Source organism: Erwinia sp. AK-PDG3-5 (genome assembly GCF_056821705.1).
Genome location: NZ_CM165967.1, coordinates 3,804,284 through 3,820,562, shown reverse-complemented (window position 1 = coordinate 3,820,562; position 16,279 = coordinate 3,804,284). Strand labels below are relative to the sequence as shown.

Genomic DNA, 16,279 nt, shown 5'->3' with positions numbered 1-16,279 from the left:
AGCGAGTTCTGGTGGGCGTATCTTAATGGAAGGGAAGGGGGTTTGCACTACCAGCGCTGAATGGCGCTCGTATCCAGTTTAGCCAGCATGCGTTCGGCGGCGGTGCCATCCGGGAAGGTCAGGTTGGGGGCGATCTCAAGCAGGGGAACCAGCATAAATGCGCGATTGGCAATATCGTAATGCGGCACGGTCAGACGGGGGGTATTCAGCGTCAGGTCACCAAACAGCATGATGTCCAGGTCCAGCGTGCGGGGTCCCCAGCGTTCATCTTTGCGCACGCGTCCCTGTTCCAGCTCAATACGCTGGGTGTGATCGAGTAAGGCTTCCGGCGACAGTGACGTATTAAGCAGAACGGCGGCATTAAGGTAGTCAGGCTGATCGGGTGGACCGTAAGGTGGCGTGCGGTAGAAAGCGGAGGTGGCAACCAGCGTGGTGTGGGGGATAGCAGCCAATGCATCAAGTGCAGCCTGCACCTGATGCATTGGATCGGCAAGATTACTGCCCAGCGCTAAGTAGACGCGCATCATGCGTTGCTGTTGTTACCGTCACGACGCGGGCCAGGCACGCGCTTGCGTGGACGACGGGTGCGGCGACGAGGCACCGGATCGTCACCCAGGGTATTCAGCATGGTTTTCTGCTGCGGCGGCGCGGACACCTGGAAATCATTCCACCAGGCGGTCAGCTTCAGCAGTTCCTGATTGTTTTCCACTTCAGCACGCAGCGCCAGCAGATCATAGGCGGCCCGGAACTTCGGATGCTCCATCAGCTTCCAGGCGCGTTTGCCGTGACGACGGGACAGACGCAGCTGCAGCTGCCAGATATCACGAACCAGCGTGGTGATGCGTTTTGGAATTGCCAGCGAACGGCAGGCTTCATCCAGCACGTCATTCATCGCCAGCGCAAAGGCATCGTAGTACGCCAGGCCACTTTCCTGAGCAATCTTCTGGGCCGCTTCTAATTGCGGATACCAGAACATGGCGGAGAACAGGAATGCCGGGTTAACGCGCATCTGATTGTGAATACGGTGATCGGTGTTTTTCAGCACCTGCACAATCATCCGCTCCATATTGCTGTCGCCCTTTTCCGTAAAGTAACGGGTAATGGTCGGGAACAGTGGCTGGAACAGCTGGTATTCACGCAGTTGCAGATAGGTGCTGTAGCCGTAGCCAGCCTGCAGCAGCTTCAGGGTTTCTTCAAACAAACGTGCAGGCGGAATGTCGTGCAGTAGCGTCGCCAGACGGGGGATCGGCTCGGCGGTTTCAGCGGCAACCGACATATCCAGCTTGGCGGCGAAACGCACCACGCGCAGCATCCGCACCGGATCTTCACGGTAGCGGGTTTCAGGGTCGCCAATCAGGCGGACAATGCCCTGCTGCAGGTCGTTCAGGCCACCAACATAGTCACGGACTGAGAAGTCGGAGACGCTGTAATAAAGGCTGTTGATGGTTAAGTCACGGCGCTGCGCATCATCTTCAATGGTGCCGAAAATGTTGTCGCGCAGCAGCATGCCGTTCTGGCCGCGCTGAGAGGTGTTGCGATCTTCAGCGACCTGCTCGGCTTCGTGATGACCACGGAAGGTCGCCACTTCGATAATTTCCGGGCCAAACATCACGTGGGCAAGGCGGAAACGACGGCCAACCAGACGGCAGTTGCGGAACAGTTTACGCATCTGATCCGGCGTGGCGTTGGTAGTGACATCGAAATCTTTCGGTTTTTTACCCAGTAATAAGTCGCGGACGCCGCCACCGACCAGATAGGCTTCGTATCCTGCTTTATTCAGGCGATACAATACCTTGAGGGCATTTTCACTGATGTCTTTGCGCGAGATAGTATGACGATCGCGAGGGATCACGGTCATCTGATGCACGACACCAACCTCAGCAGCGGGCGCTTCGTCTTCGCGACTCAAAACTTTTCGGCAAAAATTAGCAACTCGGGTAAAAATGGGACACCTCGATAGTGACATTAAAAGCTGGGCGATAAAAAACAGCGGCTAATCATAGCTCAGAGAAGCGCATTTGAGAATGCTGATCTGACATCCCGGACATCTTCCCGATAGTAACCGGGTTTTTGTCAGGTCTGCGCACGATTATATATAGCGTTTTCTGAGGGGATCTTAGCCACATTCCAGTGAACAATTGCCTGCTGCAACGTCGCTGACAGCGGCAAATCCTGCCAGCCTTCACTGACCGGCTGACCCAGAAAACGTAATGCCTGCACGACCGCCGGGCGCGCATCGCCCGTGGGCAGCGGGGTGGCGTAATTCTGTTTCGACAACTTATTGCCATCCGCACCGATGGCCAGCGGCAGGTGCAAATAGTCAGGCACCTGCCAGCCAAACTGCTGATACAGGGCAATCTGTCTGACCGTCGGGTCAATCAAATCGGCTCCGCGGACCACATGGGTAATGCCCTGAAAATGATCGTCGACCACCACCGCCAGGTTATAAGCAAACAGGCCGTCACGGCGATGAATAATAAAATCCTCGCCTGCCATGCCGGCATTCGCCACTATTTCACCGCGCAGCGCGTCCTGAAACTGACTAACAGGATGGTCTACTCGCAAACGGATCGCGGCGTTTACCGCACCCAGATGCAAATCGCGGCAGTGCCGATCGTACAGGCCGCCAAGTTGTTGAATGCGGCTTCGCGTACAGGTGCAGTAGTAACTGCGCTGATGTTCTTGCAGCCAGGCCAGCGCGTCGCGGTAGGCCTGATGACGCGCTGACTGCCAGAGCACGTCGCCATCCCACTCAAGACCGTGCTGTTCCAGCTGTTGCAGGATCCTTTTTGCCGCGCCGGGGACTTCACGGGGCGGATCGATATCTTCAATGCGCACCCGCCACTGGCCATGCTGAGCGCGGGCCTGCAGGTAGCTGCCAACCGCAGCAATCAGGGAGCCAAAATGCAATTCACCAGAGGGAGAGGGGGCAAAACGCCCGATGCAGGAAGTGAGCATGGTAGTAGAGACAGGCAGTGAAGCGGGTAACGTACCAGCCTCACTGCACAATCCATTAGCCATTAACCGGCCATTTGTTTTTCGCGGATTTCCGCCAGCGTTTTACAGTCGATGCAAAGATCGGCAGTAGGACGTGCTTCAAGGCGACGGATACCGATTTCAACGCCACAAGAATCGCAGTAGCCAAAATCGTCGTCTTCGACTTTCTTCAACGTCTTCTCAATCTTCTTGATCAGCTTGCGCTCACGGTCACGGTTACGCAGTTCAAGGCTAAATTCCTCTTCCTGTGCAGCGCGGTCAACCGGATCGGGGAAGTTGGCGGCTTCATCTTGCATATGAGTTACCGTGCGATCAACTTCATCCCGGAGCTGGTTGCGCCAGGCTTCAAGGATCTTCTTGAAATGCACCAGCTGGGCTTTGTTCATGTACTCTTCGCCCGGCTTCTCTTGGTATGGCTCCACCCCAGCGATGGCGAGAATACTCAGGGACGAGGTTTTACGGGTTTGCCCTTCTTGCATGTTGTTTCTCCTGGATAACACGCACTATCGATCCCCAATGGGGATAAAAACAGGTCGCTATAAATAGCAGAAGCGATCAAGGTTGGCAATTATTCCTCAACATGCCTTGACAAGCCTGTGAGGAAAAGCGTATTTGGGCGCCAGCTAAGAGCTTTCCTATAACAGCAAATTGCGCCTTACTTTACAACTCCACAGCCAATGGCTTTTTCAATGACATGCCATCGGGTGATAACTGCGCTTTATAACAAAGCACTTCAACCCCGCTCTGCTGAGCCTGTGCCAGTAGTTCTGCGTAGCGCACATCAATATGACGCGCCGGAGAAACGTCCTCAATCCCCGAGTGCAGAACGGCAAAAAACAGAACCGCACGCTGACCATTTTCAGAAATCTTCGCCAGTTCGCGAAGGTGCTTTTGGCCGCGTTCGGTAACCGCATCCGGAAAATACCCTTTACCTTGCTGGAGTAGCGTCACGGATTTGACTTCAATATAGCAGTTTACCCGATCCTCCGCCTGTAACAGAAAGTCGATGCGGCTCTTTTCTGCGCCGTATTTCACCTCAGCACCGATGTCGGTGTAACTGGAAAATTCTGGAATCGCGCCGAGCGCGAACGCTTCTTTTACTAAGCTGTTGGCTCTCAGCGTGTTCACACATATCCAGTCGCCCTGCTGTGTCTCGGTCAGTTCCCAGCTGTGCGGGTATTTCCGCGTCAAACTGTCGGACGTGGAGTACCACACGGTATCGCCAGGTGTGGCGCAACCGGTCATGGCGCCGGTGTTGGCACAGTGTATTGTCAGCGTTTCGCCGCCGGGTGTGACAACATCGGCCAGAAAACGTTTGTAACGCTTTATCAGCGTTGCCGACTGTAGCGCAGGGCTAAATTTCATTGCACTTCCTGTGTTAATGCCCATTCTGCGAGCTGCTGATAGCGGGTTCGGCCACGTGCGTATACGGACTGAAACAGCGCAAAGCGCTCGACGCGAAACGGCCAGCTAAAATTGCGTGGCGGCAACGAGACGGGCTGCGTAGCGTTGCGCAGTAATGTGACATGCGGATGAAAGGGCATCGGGCTTTGATAACAGCCACTTCGGGCTGCCTGCGATCGCAACAGTTCCGCCAGCTGCAGCAATCCACGCGGGGACTGTTTAGGTCCCAGCCAGACTACGCCGGAGCGCGGCCAGTGCCCGGCATCATCCAGCGTCAGCGTAAACGGACGCTGTTGGATGCGGCCAGCCAGTTGCTTCAGCGCCCCAGCCTTCTCATCACTGATTTCACCAAGGAACGCTAACGTCAGATGTAAATTCGCCGCGGCGACCGGACGACCGGCCTCGGCGGGGAAGGTGTCAGCCCGCCACTGAATGACGCTCTGACTGATTTCATTCGGCAATGCGATGCCGAAAAACAGCCTTTTTTGCTCACTCATGGGGCGCTCCGGTTTTCCAGAAACAGGGATGCTACAATGCCCGGCTATTTATGACCATGACGTTCTGGAGCAAAAACGTGAGTTCATTACCGGTGAGTGCCGTATTACCCGAACTGCTTTCGGCGCTGCGGACCTCTTCGCAAGTGCTGCTGGCGGCACCTACCGGCGCAGGCAAATCCACCTGGCTGCCGCTGCAAATCCTCCAGCAGGCGGATTTCAGCGGACGTATTTTGCTGCTGGAACCGCGCCGGCTGGCGGCGCGGAATGTTGCACAGCGACTGGCCGAATTGCTCGGGCAGCAGCCCGGCGACACCGTCGGCTACCGCATGCGTTCTGAAAGCCGTGTCGGCCCCAATACGCGGATAGAAGTGGTGACTGAAGGGATCCTCACGCGCATGTTGCAGCAGGACCCGATGCTGGACGGCGTCTCGCTGGTGATCCTCGATGAATTCCATGAGCGCAGTCTGCAGGCAGATCTTGCGCTGGCGCTGCTGCTGGACGTGCAGCAAGGCCTGCGTGAAGACCTCAAAATCCTGCTGATGTCCGCCACGCTGGATAATCAGCGGCTGCAGCAGTTGCTGCCTGACGCGCCGATGATCGCCTCTGAAGGGCGCTCCTTTCCCGTCGACCGGCGCTATACCTCGCTGGCCACCCACCTGCGGTTTGATGAGGCGGTGGCAAAGCAGGTCAGCCAGCTGCTGCGGGAAGAGTCCGGATCGCTGTTACTTTTCCTGCCTGGCGTCGGCGAGATCCAGCGTATCCAGACCCAGCTTGCCTCACTGATCGGCAACGATGTCGATCTCTGTCCCTTATATGGCGCGTTGCCGCTGAGCGAGCAGCGAAAAGCCATCCTGCCTGCGCCAGCAGGGCGGCGCAAAGTGGTGCTGGCCACCAATATCGCCGAGACCAGCCTGACCATTGAAGGCATCCGCCTGGTGGTAGACAGTGCGTTAGAACGCACCGGCCAGTTTGATCCTCGCAGCGGATTAACGCGTTTGCAGACGCAACGCGTCAGCCAGGCGTCGATGACCCAGCGTGCCGGACGCGCCGGACGACTGGAGCCCGGAATTTGCCTGCATCTGACGGCCAAAGAGCAGGCCGAGCGGGCGGCGACGCATGCCGAAGCGGAAATCCTGCACAGCGATCTGGCCTCGCTGTGGCTGGACCTGCTGCAGTGGGGCTGCCATGACGTCAGCCAGTTGCAGTGGCTGGATACCCCGCCAGAGAATAATCTGATTCAGGCCCGAAAATTATTACAGCAGTTAGGTGCGACGGATAAAACGGGTATGCTGACCGCGAAAGGCAGAAGCATGGCCAATCTGGGCAGCGATCCCCGTAATTCTGCGCTGTTAGTGGATGCCGGTCGCGATGCGGACCGAGCCGCCACCGCGGCCCTGCTGGTGGCTATTCTGGAAGAGCCTGCACGGGGAAGCGCCGACCTTCGCGACAGTTTTCAGCGCCGACAGCCCAACTGGCTGAAGCGCGCCACCGAGTTGCAGCGGCGGTTGAAAGTGACCGGCGGCACGGCGGACAGCGACCTTATCGTGCCACTGCTTGCCGGTGCGTTTCCCGACCGCATTGCCCGTCGGCGCGGTTCACAAGGGCGCTATCAGCTGGCGAACGGGATGGGCGCCATGCTGGATAATGATGCGGCGCTGACCCGGTACGAATGGCTGATTGCACCGGCACTTTTACAAGGCAGCTCACAACCTGACGCGAGAATGCTTCAGGCCATGCCGTTCGACATTGACAGCCTGACCCGCGAATGCCCACAGTTGCTGGATAGCCGCACGGAAGTGGAATGGGATGAAGATCGCGGGACGCTGCGGGCCTGGCAACGGCAGCAGATCGGCGAGATGGTCATTAGCTCGCAACCGCTGACTAAACCCGACGAGGCCGAACTGCATCTGGCGATGATGCGTTGGATCCGCAGCAAAGGGTTATCGGTGCTGAACTGGACCCCGCAGGCAGAACAACTGCGTATTCGGCTGGTTTGCGCCCGCCAGTGGTTACCGGAAGAAGCCTGGCCGGCGGCCACAGAGGCCGACCTGCTGGTGTCGCTGGAGCACTGGTTATTGCCGGCAATGAGTGGCGTGCGTGATGGCCGGGGCTTGAAGCAGCTGGATATTGTCGGGGCTTTATTACAATTGCTCACATGGTCACAGCGTCAGCAACTGGATACTGTCCTGCCAACTCATTACACTGTGCCGACCGGAAGCCGGCTTCCGATCCGATATGATGAAGAGAAGCCCCCGGCGCTGGCCGTTCGCCTGCAGGAAATGTTTGGCGAAGCGCTAAATCCTGCGGTCGCGGGTGGGCGAGTTCCTCTGGTGCTTGAGCTGCTTTCACCGGCTCAGCGCCCGCTGCAAATTACCCGCGATCTGGCCGGGTTCTGGCAGGGTGCGTACCGCGAGGTACAAAAAGAGATGAAAGGACGCTATCCAAAACATGCCTGGCCCGATAACCCGGCAACCGCGCTGCCGACGCGGCGCACCAAAAAATTCTCGGCACCTTCCTGAAGGAAGCGGCTGGAGTACGCATTTCGGAAGGTTCCAGTTCCGAAGCTTATTGAGTAAGAACACAGTAGTCGGCTTTGCCGACGGCAGTTCCCGGAGAAGAAAAACGAATGTCTGACGATCGCGAACCGATTGGGCGCAAGGGAAAACAGCCCAAACCCCCGCGCAAGGTGGCGGGCAAAGGTCGCCGCAGGGATGATGAGCACGATGATTATGATGATTTTCAGGATGATGACCATAACAACGAGGAGGTAGAACCGGTGCCACGTAAAGGAAAAGGGCGTCCACCCGGTAAGAAAAGAGGCTGGCTGAGCTTATTGATTAAGTTACTGCTGGTCTTTATCGTGGTGATGGCCGTGTACGGGGTTTACCTCGATTCACAAATTCGCAGTCGTATTGATGGCAAAGTCTGGCAGCTGCCGGCCACCGTGTATGGCCGTATGGTCAACCTTGAGCCGGGCATGTCCTACAGCAAGAAAGAGATGGTCGCCCTGCTGGAAGGCACACAGTATCGTGAAGTGACGAAGATGACGCGTCCTGGCGAGTTTACCGTGCAGGCCAACAGCATTGAGATGATCCGCCGTCCGTTTGACTTCCCGGACAGCAAAGAAGGGCAGATCCGCGCGCAGTTAAGCTTTAGCGGCGACACCTTAAGCGAGATCAAGAACCTCGACAGCGGCCGTGACTTCGGTTTCTTCCGTCTCGATCCGCGTCTGATCACCATGCTGCAATCGCCAAACGGCGAGCAGCGTCTGTTCGTGCCGCGTGCCGGCTTCCCGGACTTGTTGGTCGACACCCTGGTGGCAACAGAAGACCGTCATTTCTATCAGCATGACGGTATCAGCCTGTACTCGATCGGCCGTGCGTTCCTTGCCAACATCACTGCCGGTAAAGCCGTGCAGGGTGGCAGTACCTTGACGCAGCAGCTGGTGAAAAACCTGTTCCTGACCAACGAGCGTTCGCTGTGGCGTAAAGCTAACGAAGCCTATATGGCGCTGATCATGGATGCGCGCTACAGCAAAGACCGCATTCTTGAACTCTATCTGAATGAGGTGTACCTCGGCCAGGCCGGCAACGATCAGATCCGTGGCTTCCCGCTGGCCAGCCTTTACTACTTCGGCCGTCCGGTGGATGAGCTGAGCCTCGATCAGCAGGCATTGCTGGTTGGCATGGTAAAAGGCGCGTCACTGTATAACCCGTGGCGTAACCCGAAACTGGCCCTCGAGCGCCGCAACCTGGTGCTGCGTCTGTTGCAGCAGCAGAAAGTGATCGACCAGGAGCTGTATGACATGCTCAGCGCCCGTCCGTTAGGCGTGCAGCCTAAAGGCGGCGTGATCACCCCTCAGCCAGCCTTTATGCAGATGGTGCGTAACGAGCTGCAGGCTAAGCTGGGCGATAAAGTGAAAGATCTCTCCGGGGTGAAAATTTTCACCACGCTGGATCCGGTCTCACAGGATGCGGCCGAAAAATCGGTGGAAGAGGGCATTCCGGCGCTGCGTAAACAGCGTGGACTGAAAGATCTGGAAACCGCGATGGTGGTGGTTGACCGCTTCAGTGGTGAAGTACGTGCGATGGTTGGCGGTGCCGATCCTCAGTTTGCCGGTTATAACCGAGCGCTGCAGGCGCGTCGTTCTATCGGCTCTCTGGCAAAACCGGCCACCTATCTGACGGCGTTAAGCCAGCCAGATAAGTACCGCCTGAATACCTGGATTGCCGATAACCCGATTGCGCTGAAACAGCCTAATGGCCAGGTGTGGAAACCGGAGAACGATGACCATCGCTTTAGTGGTCAGGTGATGCTGGTGGATGCATTAACCAACTCGATGAACGTTCCGACGGTCAACCTGGGGATGACGCTTGGGCTGCCGCAGGTGATTGATACCTGGACCAAACTGGGCGTGAGCAAAGATCAGCTGCAGCCGGTGCCTTCAATGCTGCTGGGTGCGTTGAACCTGACGCCAATTGAAGTCGCGCAGGCCTTCCAGACCATCGCCAGCGGCGGTAACCGCGCTTCGCTGTCCGCGCTGCGTTCGGTGATCGCTGAAGACGGTACCGTGCTGTATCAGAGCTTCCCGCAGGCTGAACGTGCGGTGCCGGCTCAGGCCGCTTACCTGACGCTGTATGCCATGCAGCAGGTTGCTGACCATGGTACGGCACGTGCGTTGGGTGCCCGTTATCCCAAAGCGCATCTGGCCGGGAAAACCGGGACCACCAACAATCTGGTCGACAGCTGGTTTACCGGTGTCGATGGCAAAGAGGTGACGGTGACCTGGGTTGGGCGTGATAACAACCAGCCGACCAAGCTCTATGGCGCCAGCGGTGCCATGCAGATTTATCGCCGCTATCTGGATAACCAGGCACCGATGCCGCTGACGCCAACGCCGCCGGAAGATATTGCGCCGATGACGGTGGATTCAGCCGGTAATTTTGTCTGCGGCACGGGCAGCAGCACCTGGCGAACGCTGCCAGTCTGGACCACCGATGCTAATGCACTTTGTCAGCATCAGCAGCAGCAGGTTCAGCAGCAACAACAGTTGCAGCAACAGCAGCAGAGCGAGCAGAAAGACAGTAACGGTGTGGCGGGTTGGATTAAGGATATGTTCGGCAAGTAATCCTTCTGACCCGAAGAAGCCGGCTCATCATGAGCCGGCTTTTTTTATGCCTGTCAGATTGCGCTGGGCCTGAATGATCACAGGTAAAAGATACTAATTTGCCGGTTAGACGCAACATCGTATTCAGTGCGCCATTTCCCACACTTAACATGCGGTTATTCCTCAGCCAAACGGCCTGCCAACCGGGCATTTCTACTTGCAGAAACGCCGCCAGTTCGCATATTATCCAATCGTTATAATAATAATTCTCGTTTACGTTTACATTCAATCAATCTCATTCAGAGAAATGTTAAATGGCTACTTTGTCTTTTGATCGTTTATCTTTGCCAGTGAATACCTCGAAACGTCGTCTGGCTCTCCTTGTTGCAATGACGATTTCCTCTTCTGCTTATGCTGCCAATGAACAAACCTTGACGGTCAGCGCCGATGCGAACAGCACCGTACCGCAAGAAAGTGCCTGGGGACCCGCCCCAACCATCGCGGCTAAGCACAGTGCCACCGGCACCAAAACCGATACGCCGATCGAAAAGAATCCTCAGTCTGTCTCAGTCGTGACCAGCGAAGAGATGGCCTTGCACGGCGTGAGTACCGTCAAAGGGGCATTCAACTACACACCTGGCGTACTGACCGGTAACCGCGGCAGCTCTAATGTGATTGATGCGCTGTCGATCCGTGGCTTCAGCGAAACCAATACCAACCAGTATCTCGACGGGTTGAAGCTCCAGGGTGACAACTACTCTGAGTTTGCCATCGATCCTTACTTCCTGGAGCGCGCTGAATTGCTGCGCGGCCCGGCATCCGTGCTGTATGGCAAAAGTAACCCAGGCGGCGTCGTTGTCCTTGTCAGTAAACGGCCAACCACGGAAACCTTGCGCGAAGTCCAGTTCAAGATGGGCACCGATAACCTGTTCTCTACCGGGTTTGACTTCGGTGGCGCCATTGATGACGCCGGAGTTTACTCATATCGTCTGACCGGCCAGGCCTGGAGCCAGGATGCGCAGCAGGATATGCAAAAGGAAAAACGCTATACAATCGCGCCTTCCTTTAGCTGGCAGCCGGATGCCAACACCAACTTCACCCTGTTAACCTATTTCCAGAACGAGCCGCAAACCGGCTACTACGGTTGGTTACCGCGTGAGGGAACCGTGGTGCCGATCACCGACGCCAACGGCCGCTCGCAGAAGTTGCCAACTGATTTTGATGAAGGCGAGGCCAGCAACAAGATCTCCCGTAACACCAAAATGATTGGCTATAACTTCTCACACAGCTTTAACGATACCTGGACGGTGCGTCAGAACCTGCGTTATTCCGATCTGCGTACCGACTATCGCAGCATCTATGGCAACGGGTTTGATTCGGTTAACAACAACATTACCCGTGGTGTGGCGCTTTCTGAAGAGACCTTAAATCAGTTTGCCGTGGATAATCAGGTTCAGGCCAAATTTGGCACGGGCGATGTGGATCACACCCTGCTACTGGGCGTGGATTATCAGCGAACCCGTAACGACATTGACGGCAACTTTGGTTCTGCTTCGCCGCTGAGCGCCCTGAACCCGCAATACGGTAATGATGCTTACACCCTGAATTTCCCTTACCACTATCTGAACAAGCAGGAGCAAACCGGCCTGTATGCTCAGGATCAGATGGAATGGGATCATTGGGTAATGACGCTGGGCGGCCGCTACGATTACGCCATGAATTCAGCACTTAACCGTAACGGCAATACAGAAATTAAAGGCCACGATCAGGCCTTTACCTGGCGTGGTGGCCTCAACTATGTGTTCGATAACGGTGTGGCGCCGTATTTCAGTTACAGCGAATCCTTTATCCCGACCACTGGCACCACGGCCAGCGGCCAGCCGTTTGACCCTTCACGGGCTAAACAGTATGAAGCCGGCGTGAAGTATGTTCCGAAAGATCGCCCAATCGTGATCACCGGGGCGGTTTATCAATTGACGAAAACCAAGAACCTGACGGCCGATCCTGGCAACATTTTGTTCAGTAATCAGGGCGGCGAAATCCGTTCTCGTGGTGTTGAGCTGGAAGCGAAAGCCGCAGTTAACGCCAATGTTAACGTGACCGCTGCTTACACCTACACCGATGCGGAATATACGCACGACACGCTGCTGCAGGGTAAAACCCCGGTCCAGGTGCCTAAGAACATGGCGTCTCTGTGGACCGATTATACCTTCAATGAAACCTCGCTCGCGGGCCTGACCGTCGGCGCTGGTGTGCGTTATGTTGGTGAAAGCAAAGGGTTGTACAGCAGTGGTGACAAGGCGAATCAGAACTTTAACGTCGCCAGCTACACCACGGTTGATGCACTGGTGAAATACGATCTCGGCCGCTTTGGCCTCCCGGGCTCTTCCCTGGCGGTTAACGTGAATAACCTGTTTGACCGTGATTACGTTGCCAGCTGTTATCGCGACTATGCCTGCTATTGGGGCGCAGAACGCCAGGTTGTCGGAACAGCAACCTTCCGTTTCTAATCTTTAAATCGGGCGCGGTTCGCCGCGCCCTCCAATCAGAAGACCGCTATGTCTCATCCGCACGCTACAGAAACAATCTTCTCGCTAGATCATGCCTCGTTTACCGTTCCGGGCAGAACGCTGTTGCAGCCGCTGTCACTGACCTTTCCTGCCGGGAAAGTCTGTGGCCTGATTGGTCACAATGGCTCCGGGAAATCGACGCTGTTAAAGCTGCTTGGCAGACACCATCCGGCGACGGAGGGCCAGGTCCTGCTGAACGGTAAAACGATTTCAGACTGGCAAAGTAAGGCGTTCGCCCGTGAGGTGGCCTATTTGCCGCAGCAGCTGCCGCCTGCTGAAGGAATGACGGTGCGCGAGCTGGTGTCGATGGGGCGTTATCCCTGGCACGGCGCGCTGGGCCGGTATGGCGCAGAAGATCGTGAGCGGGTCGAGGAAGCAATTACGCTGGTTGGACTTAAGCCTTTTGCTCAACGGCTGGTAGACAGCCTCTCCGGCGGGGAGCGTCAACGTGCCTGGATAGCGATGCTGGTGGCACAAAACAGCCGCTGTCTGTTGCTGGATGAGCCGACGTCTGCCCTGGATATCGCCCATCAGATTGAGGTGCTGGCGCTGATCCAACGTCTGAGCCGTGAGCGCGGACTGACGGTGATTGCCGTCCTGCACGATATCAATGTTGCCGCTCGTTACTGCGACCATCTGGTGGCGTTACACAGTGGTCGGGTGATCGCCCAGGGCGATGCCATTGAGATTATGCAGGCCGATGTGCTGAACAAAATTTATGGTATCCCGATGGGGATCCTGCCTCACCCTAACGGCGGTGCGCCGGTGAGCTTCGTTTACTAAGGGTTTCCATGCCGGACTTAATTCGCCGACGCCTGCTGATGGCGATGGCACTTTCCCCGTTGTTGCCCGCCTGGCGAACTCAGGCCGCGACAACCGTCGATACTCAGCGGATTATTTCGCTGGAGTGGCGACCGACCGAGCTACTAATGGCCCTCGGCGTGCCGCCGATGGGCGCTGCTGAACTCTACAACTACGGTCTTTGGGTGGGTGAACCTGTGCTGCCTGCCTCCACTGTCGATGTCGGGCTGCGAACCGAACCGAATATCGAGCTGATGATCCAGATGAAACCCTCGCTGCTGCTTTACTCCTCTGGCTATGGTCCTTCTGTCGACACCCTCAACAAAATTGCCCCAAGCATGGGGTTTGCCTTCAGTGACGATCGCGGCAAGCCGTTGACCGTCGCCCGTGAGTCGCTGATGCAGCTCGCCGGGCGGTTAGATCGGGTGCCTGTGGCACAGCAGCACCTCGCGGAATATGACGACTTTACCGCGAAGATGAGAAATCAGCTGTCCCATCGGCCAAAACGCCCGGTGCTGTTGATGTCGGTACTGGATCCCCGCCACACGTTAGTGTTTGGCAAAGGCAGTTTGTTCCTGCAGGTCATGGGCGATCTGGGGCTGGAAAATGCCTGGCAAGGCGAAACTAACTTCTGGGGTAGTGCGGTGATTGGTATTGAACGTCTGGCGTCGATTGCTGAGGATGTGGACGTGGTCTGCTTCGATCATGGCGAGGATCTGATGATGGCGCAGGTGACGTCGACGCCGCTGTGGCAGTCGATGCCTTTCGTGCGCAAAAATCGTTTCCACCGCGTTCCTCAGGTGTGGTTCTACGGCGGCACGCTGTCTGCGATGCGCTTTAGCCGGCTGTTGAGCAGTGCACTGGTGGCCGCATGAAAACCACACTGCGTTTCCCCTTCCTGCTGCTGACCGCCCTGTTGCTGGTGACTGCCGGACTGACCTTTTACAACCTGAACCAGCATTTACCCGTCACGCAATGGCGCGAGGCGTTCTATTCAGCGGATCCCGATCGCGTGGATCAGATGGTGTTTCACTTCAGCCTGCTGCCACGGCTGACGCTGTCGCTGCTGGTTGGCGCAGGGTTGGGGCTGGTCGGTTTGCTGTTCCAGCAGGTGCTGCGCAACCCACTGGCCGAACCCACCACGCTTGGCGTGGCGACCGGCGCACAGCTCGGCCTGACGGTAGTTACCCTCTGGAGCCTGCCCGGTGGCCTGTTTACCCAGCAGATCGCCGCGATGGTCGGCGCGATTGCCGTCGGACTGATCGTGTTTGGTATCGCCTGGGGTAAACGCCTCTCGCCGGTGACGCTGATCCTTGCCGGGCTGGTGATGTCGCTCTATTGCGGTGCGGTGAATCAGATCCTCGGGCTGTTCAATCACGAACGGCTACAAAGCATGTTTCTGTGGAGTACCGGCACGCTGAATCAGATGGACTGGCACAGCGTCAGCTTTATCTGGCCGAAGCTGCTGGTGGGCTTTGTGCTTTCGCTGCTGCTGCTGCGCCCAATGGCGCTGATGGGACTGGATGACGGCGTCGCCAAAAATCTGGGATTGGCCTTATCGACTGCCCGGCTTGGCGTGCTGGCACTGGCGATTGTGCTGAGCGCGCAACTGGTTAACGCCGCAGGGATTATCGGCTTTATTGGCCTTTTCGCGCCCCTGTTGGCAAAAATGCTAGGTGCCCGGCGCCTGTTGAGTCGGCTGTTACTGGCACCGCTGATTGGCATGTTGCTGCTGTGGCTGGCCGATCAGATCGTGATCTGGCTGACCGATAACTGGCAGGAAGTCTCTACCGGCACCGCAACTGCGCTGATTGGCGCGCCGCTGTTGCTGTGGTTACTGCCTCGTTTGAAGACGGCGGGGACACCGCCATCGACAAGTTATGGCGACCGCGTTCCGGCCGAGCGCAATAATGTCTGGCTGTGGGCGGCCATCGGCGGCGGCGTGCTGCTGGTTCTGTCGATCGTGGCGTTAAGCTTTGGTCGCGATGCTCAGGGCTGGAGCTGGGTTTCCGGCGATCTCTGGCAACAGCTGTTGCCGTGGAGAATGCCACGTCTGGTCGCCGCCATCGCCACAGGTATGATGCTGGGCGTGGCGGGATGCATTGTCCAGCGTCTGACCGGCAACCCAATGGCCAGCCCGGAAGTTCTGGGGATCAGTTCCGGCGCGGCTTTTGGCGTGGTAGTGATGCTGTTCCTGGTGCCTGGTGATGCTTTCGGCTGGCTTCTGCCGGCGGGAAGCCTGGGTGCGGCGGTGACGCTGCTGATCATTACGGTGGTTGGCGGACGCGGTGGATTCTCGCCCGAGCGGATGCTGCTGGCGGGGATGGCGCTGAGTACCGCTTTTGCCACGCTGCTGCTGATGCTGCTGGCCAGTGGCGATCCGCGCATGGCGAACCTGATGACCTGGATCTCCGGGTCGACCTACAGCGTTGATGCGGCGCAGGCGTGGCGCACGGTGATAATCACCGTGGTGCTGTTGGCCCTGGTGCCACTCTGCCGCCGCTGGCTGACGCTGCTGCCACTGGGCGGAGAGACCGCCCGTGCGCTGGGTGTGGCGCTGAAACCCTCGCGCTTTGCTCTGCTGCTGCTGGCGGCCGGATTAACCGCGGCAGCGACGCTGACCATTGGTCCGCTGAGCTTTATCGGTTTGATGGCGCCGCATATTGTCAGAATGCTGGGCTTCCGCCGCGCGGTGCCGCAGGTGGTCATGGCCGCGCTGATGGGCGGGGGATTGATGGCAATAGCGGACTGGAGTGGCCGGATTGTGGCCTTCCCGAACCAGATCCCGGCAGGGCTGCTGGCTACGTTTATCGGCGCACCTTACTTTGTTTATCTGTTGCGTAAGGTGTGAGGGCGAAAACCCGCCGCTAAAAAAAACGCCAGACGAGCAATCGTCTGGCGTT

General features: G+C 57.3%; 12 protein-coding genes. 6 read left to right on the top strand and 6 right to left on the bottom strand.

Translation table 11 applies throughout. The features are described from left to right. Positions 1-47: 47 nt before the first annotated feature. The 6 genes from folK to thpR form a co-directional block, all read right to left on the bottom strand. Positions 48-527 (bottom strand): 2-amino-4-hydroxy-6-hydroxymethyldihydropteridine diphosphokinase, encoded by a 480-nt coding sequence (gene folK, locus AC1UKS_RS17840; protein WP_482434703.1) that lies wholly within the window; start codon positions 525-527, stop codon positions 48-50. Continuing rightward, positions 524-1,945: a polynucleotide adenylyltransferase PcnB gene (gene pcnB / locus AC1UKS_RS17835; RefSeq protein WP_206404491.1), complete on the bottom strand. Its 1,422-nt coding sequence runs from the start codon at positions 1,943-1,945 to the stop codon at positions 524-526. Before pcnB ends, folK begins: the two co-directional genes overlap by 4 nt. Before the next feature lie 128 nt (positions 1,946-2,073). Continuing rightward, the gene (gluQRS, locus tag AC1UKS_RS17830) at positions 2,074-2,958 is read right to left on the bottom strand and encodes a tRNA glutamyl-Q(34) synthetase GluQRS (RefSeq protein WP_482437030.1); all 885 of its coding nucleotides are present in this window, start codon (positions 2,956-2,958) and stop codon (positions 2,074-2,076) included. A gap of 62 nt (positions 2,959-3,020) precedes the next feature. Then, the gene (dksA, locus tag AC1UKS_RS17825; RefSeq protein ID WP_013200823.1) at positions 3,021-3,476 is read right to left on the bottom strand and encodes an RNA polymerase-binding protein DksA; all 456 of its coding nucleotides are present in this window, start codon (positions 3,474-3,476) and stop codon (positions 3,021-3,023) included. Positions 3,477-3,657: 181 nt separating this feature from the next. Continuing rightward, complete coding sequence (sfsA, locus tag AC1UKS_RS17820) at positions 3,658-4,362, bottom strand: DNA/RNA nuclease SfsA (protein WP_482437029.1); 705 nt, start codon at positions 4,360-4,362, stop codon at positions 3,658-3,660. Then, positions 4,359-4,898 carry an RNA 2',3'-cyclic phosphodiesterase gene (gene thpR / locus AC1UKS_RS17815; protein ID WP_265908807.1) on the bottom strand — a complete coding sequence of 180 codons (540 nt, stop codon included), beginning with the start codon at positions 4,896-4,898 and terminating at the stop codon, positions 4,359-4,361. Before thpR ends, sfsA begins: the two co-directional genes overlap by 4 nt. Before the next feature lie 56 nt (positions 4,899-4,954). Between thpR and hrpB the strand changes: the two genes are divergently transcribed. The 6 genes from hrpB to fhuB all read left to right on the top strand — a co-directional run bounded on the left by hrpB (position 4,955) and on the right by fhuB (position 16,227). Continuing rightward, a complete protein-coding gene (gene hrpB, locus AC1UKS_RS17810; protein WP_482437025.1) occupies positions 4,955-7,417 on the top strand; it encodes an ATP-dependent helicase HrpB in 2,463 nt (820 codons plus the stop codon). A 107-nt stretch (positions 7,418-7,524) separates the two neighbouring features. Continuing rightward, positions 7,525-10,026: a bifunctional glycosyl transferase/transpeptidase gene (mrcB, locus tag AC1UKS_RS17805; RefSeq protein ID WP_482434702.1), complete on the top strand. Its 2,502-nt coding sequence runs from the start codon at positions 7,525-7,527 to the stop codon at positions 10,024-10,026. 293 nt (positions 10,027-10,319) lie between these two features. Further along, the gene (gene fhuA, locus AC1UKS_RS17800; protein WP_482434701.1) at positions 10,320-12,515 is read left to right on the top strand and encodes a ferrichrome porin FhuA; all 2,196 of its coding nucleotides are present in this window, start codon (positions 10,320-10,322) and stop codon (positions 12,513-12,515) included. Between the two features lie 48 nt (positions 12,516-12,563). Further along, positions 12,564-13,358: a Fe3+-hydroxamate ABC transporter ATP-binding protein FhuC gene (gene fhuC, locus AC1UKS_RS17795; RefSeq protein WP_265908804.1), complete on the top strand. Its 795-nt coding sequence runs from the start codon at positions 12,564-12,566 to the stop codon at positions 13,356-13,358. An 8-nt stretch (positions 13,359-13,366) separates the two neighbouring features. Next, on the top strand, positions 13,367-14,251 hold the full coding sequence (gene fhuD / locus AC1UKS_RS17790; RefSeq protein WP_482434700.1) for a Fe(3+)-hydroxamate ABC transporter substrate-binding protein FhuD: 885 nt from the start codon (positions 13,367-13,369) through the stop codon (positions 14,249-14,251). After that, on the top strand, positions 14,248-16,227 hold the full coding sequence (gene fhuB, locus AC1UKS_RS17785) for a Fe(3+)-hydroxamate ABC transporter permease FhuB (protein ID WP_482434699.1): 1,980 nt from the start codon (positions 14,248-14,250) through the stop codon (positions 16,225-16,227). Before fhuD ends, fhuB begins: the two co-directional genes overlap by 4 nt. The last annotated feature ends 52 nt before the right edge of the window (positions 16,228-16,279 follow it).

What these genes read in the sequence shown, in the direction of transcription:
- folK (WP_482434703.1), bottom strand. Translation starts at nt 527, where the DNA reads ATGATGCGCGTCTACTTAGCGCTGGGCAGTAATCTTGCCGATCCAATG.
- gluQRS (WP_482437030.1), bottom strand. Translation starts at nt 2,958, where the DNA reads ATGCTCACTTCCTGCATCGGGCGTTTTGCCCCCTCTCCCTCTGGTGAA.
- dksA (WP_013200823.1), bottom strand. Translation starts at nt 3,476, where the DNA reads ATGCAAGAAGGGCAAACCCGTAAAACCTCGTCCCTGAGTATTCTCGCC.
- sfsA (WP_482437029.1), bottom strand. Translation starts at nt 4,362, where the DNA reads ATGAAATTTAGCCCTGCGCTACAGTCGGCAACGCTGATAAAGCGTTAC.
- thpR (WP_265908807.1), bottom strand. Translation starts at nt 4,898, where the DNA reads ATGAGTGAGCAAAAAAGGCTGTTTTTCGGCATCGCATTGCCGAATGAA.
- hrpB (WP_482437025.1), top strand. Translation starts at nt 4,955, where the DNA reads ATGACGTTCTGGAGCAAAAACGTGAGTTCATTACCGGTGAGTGCCGTA.
- mrcB (WP_482434702.1), top strand. Translation starts at nt 7,525, where the DNA reads ATGTCTGACGATCGCGAACCGATTGGGCGCAAGGGAAAACAGCCCAAA.
- fhuA (WP_482434701.1), top strand. Translation starts at nt 10,320, where the DNA reads ATGGCTACTTTGTCTTTTGATCGTTTATCTTTGCCAGTGAATACCTCG.
- fhuC (WP_265908804.1), top strand. Translation starts at nt 12,564, where the DNA reads ATGTCTCATCCGCACGCTACAGAAACAATCTTCTCGCTAGATCATGCC.
- fhuD (WP_482434700.1), top strand. Translation starts at nt 13,367, where the DNA reads ATGCCGGACTTAATTCGCCGACGCCTGCTGATGGCGATGGCACTTTCC.
- fhuB (WP_482434699.1), top strand. Translation starts at nt 14,248, where the DNA reads ATGAAAACCACACTGCGTTTCCCCTTCCTGCTGCTGACCGCCCTGTTG.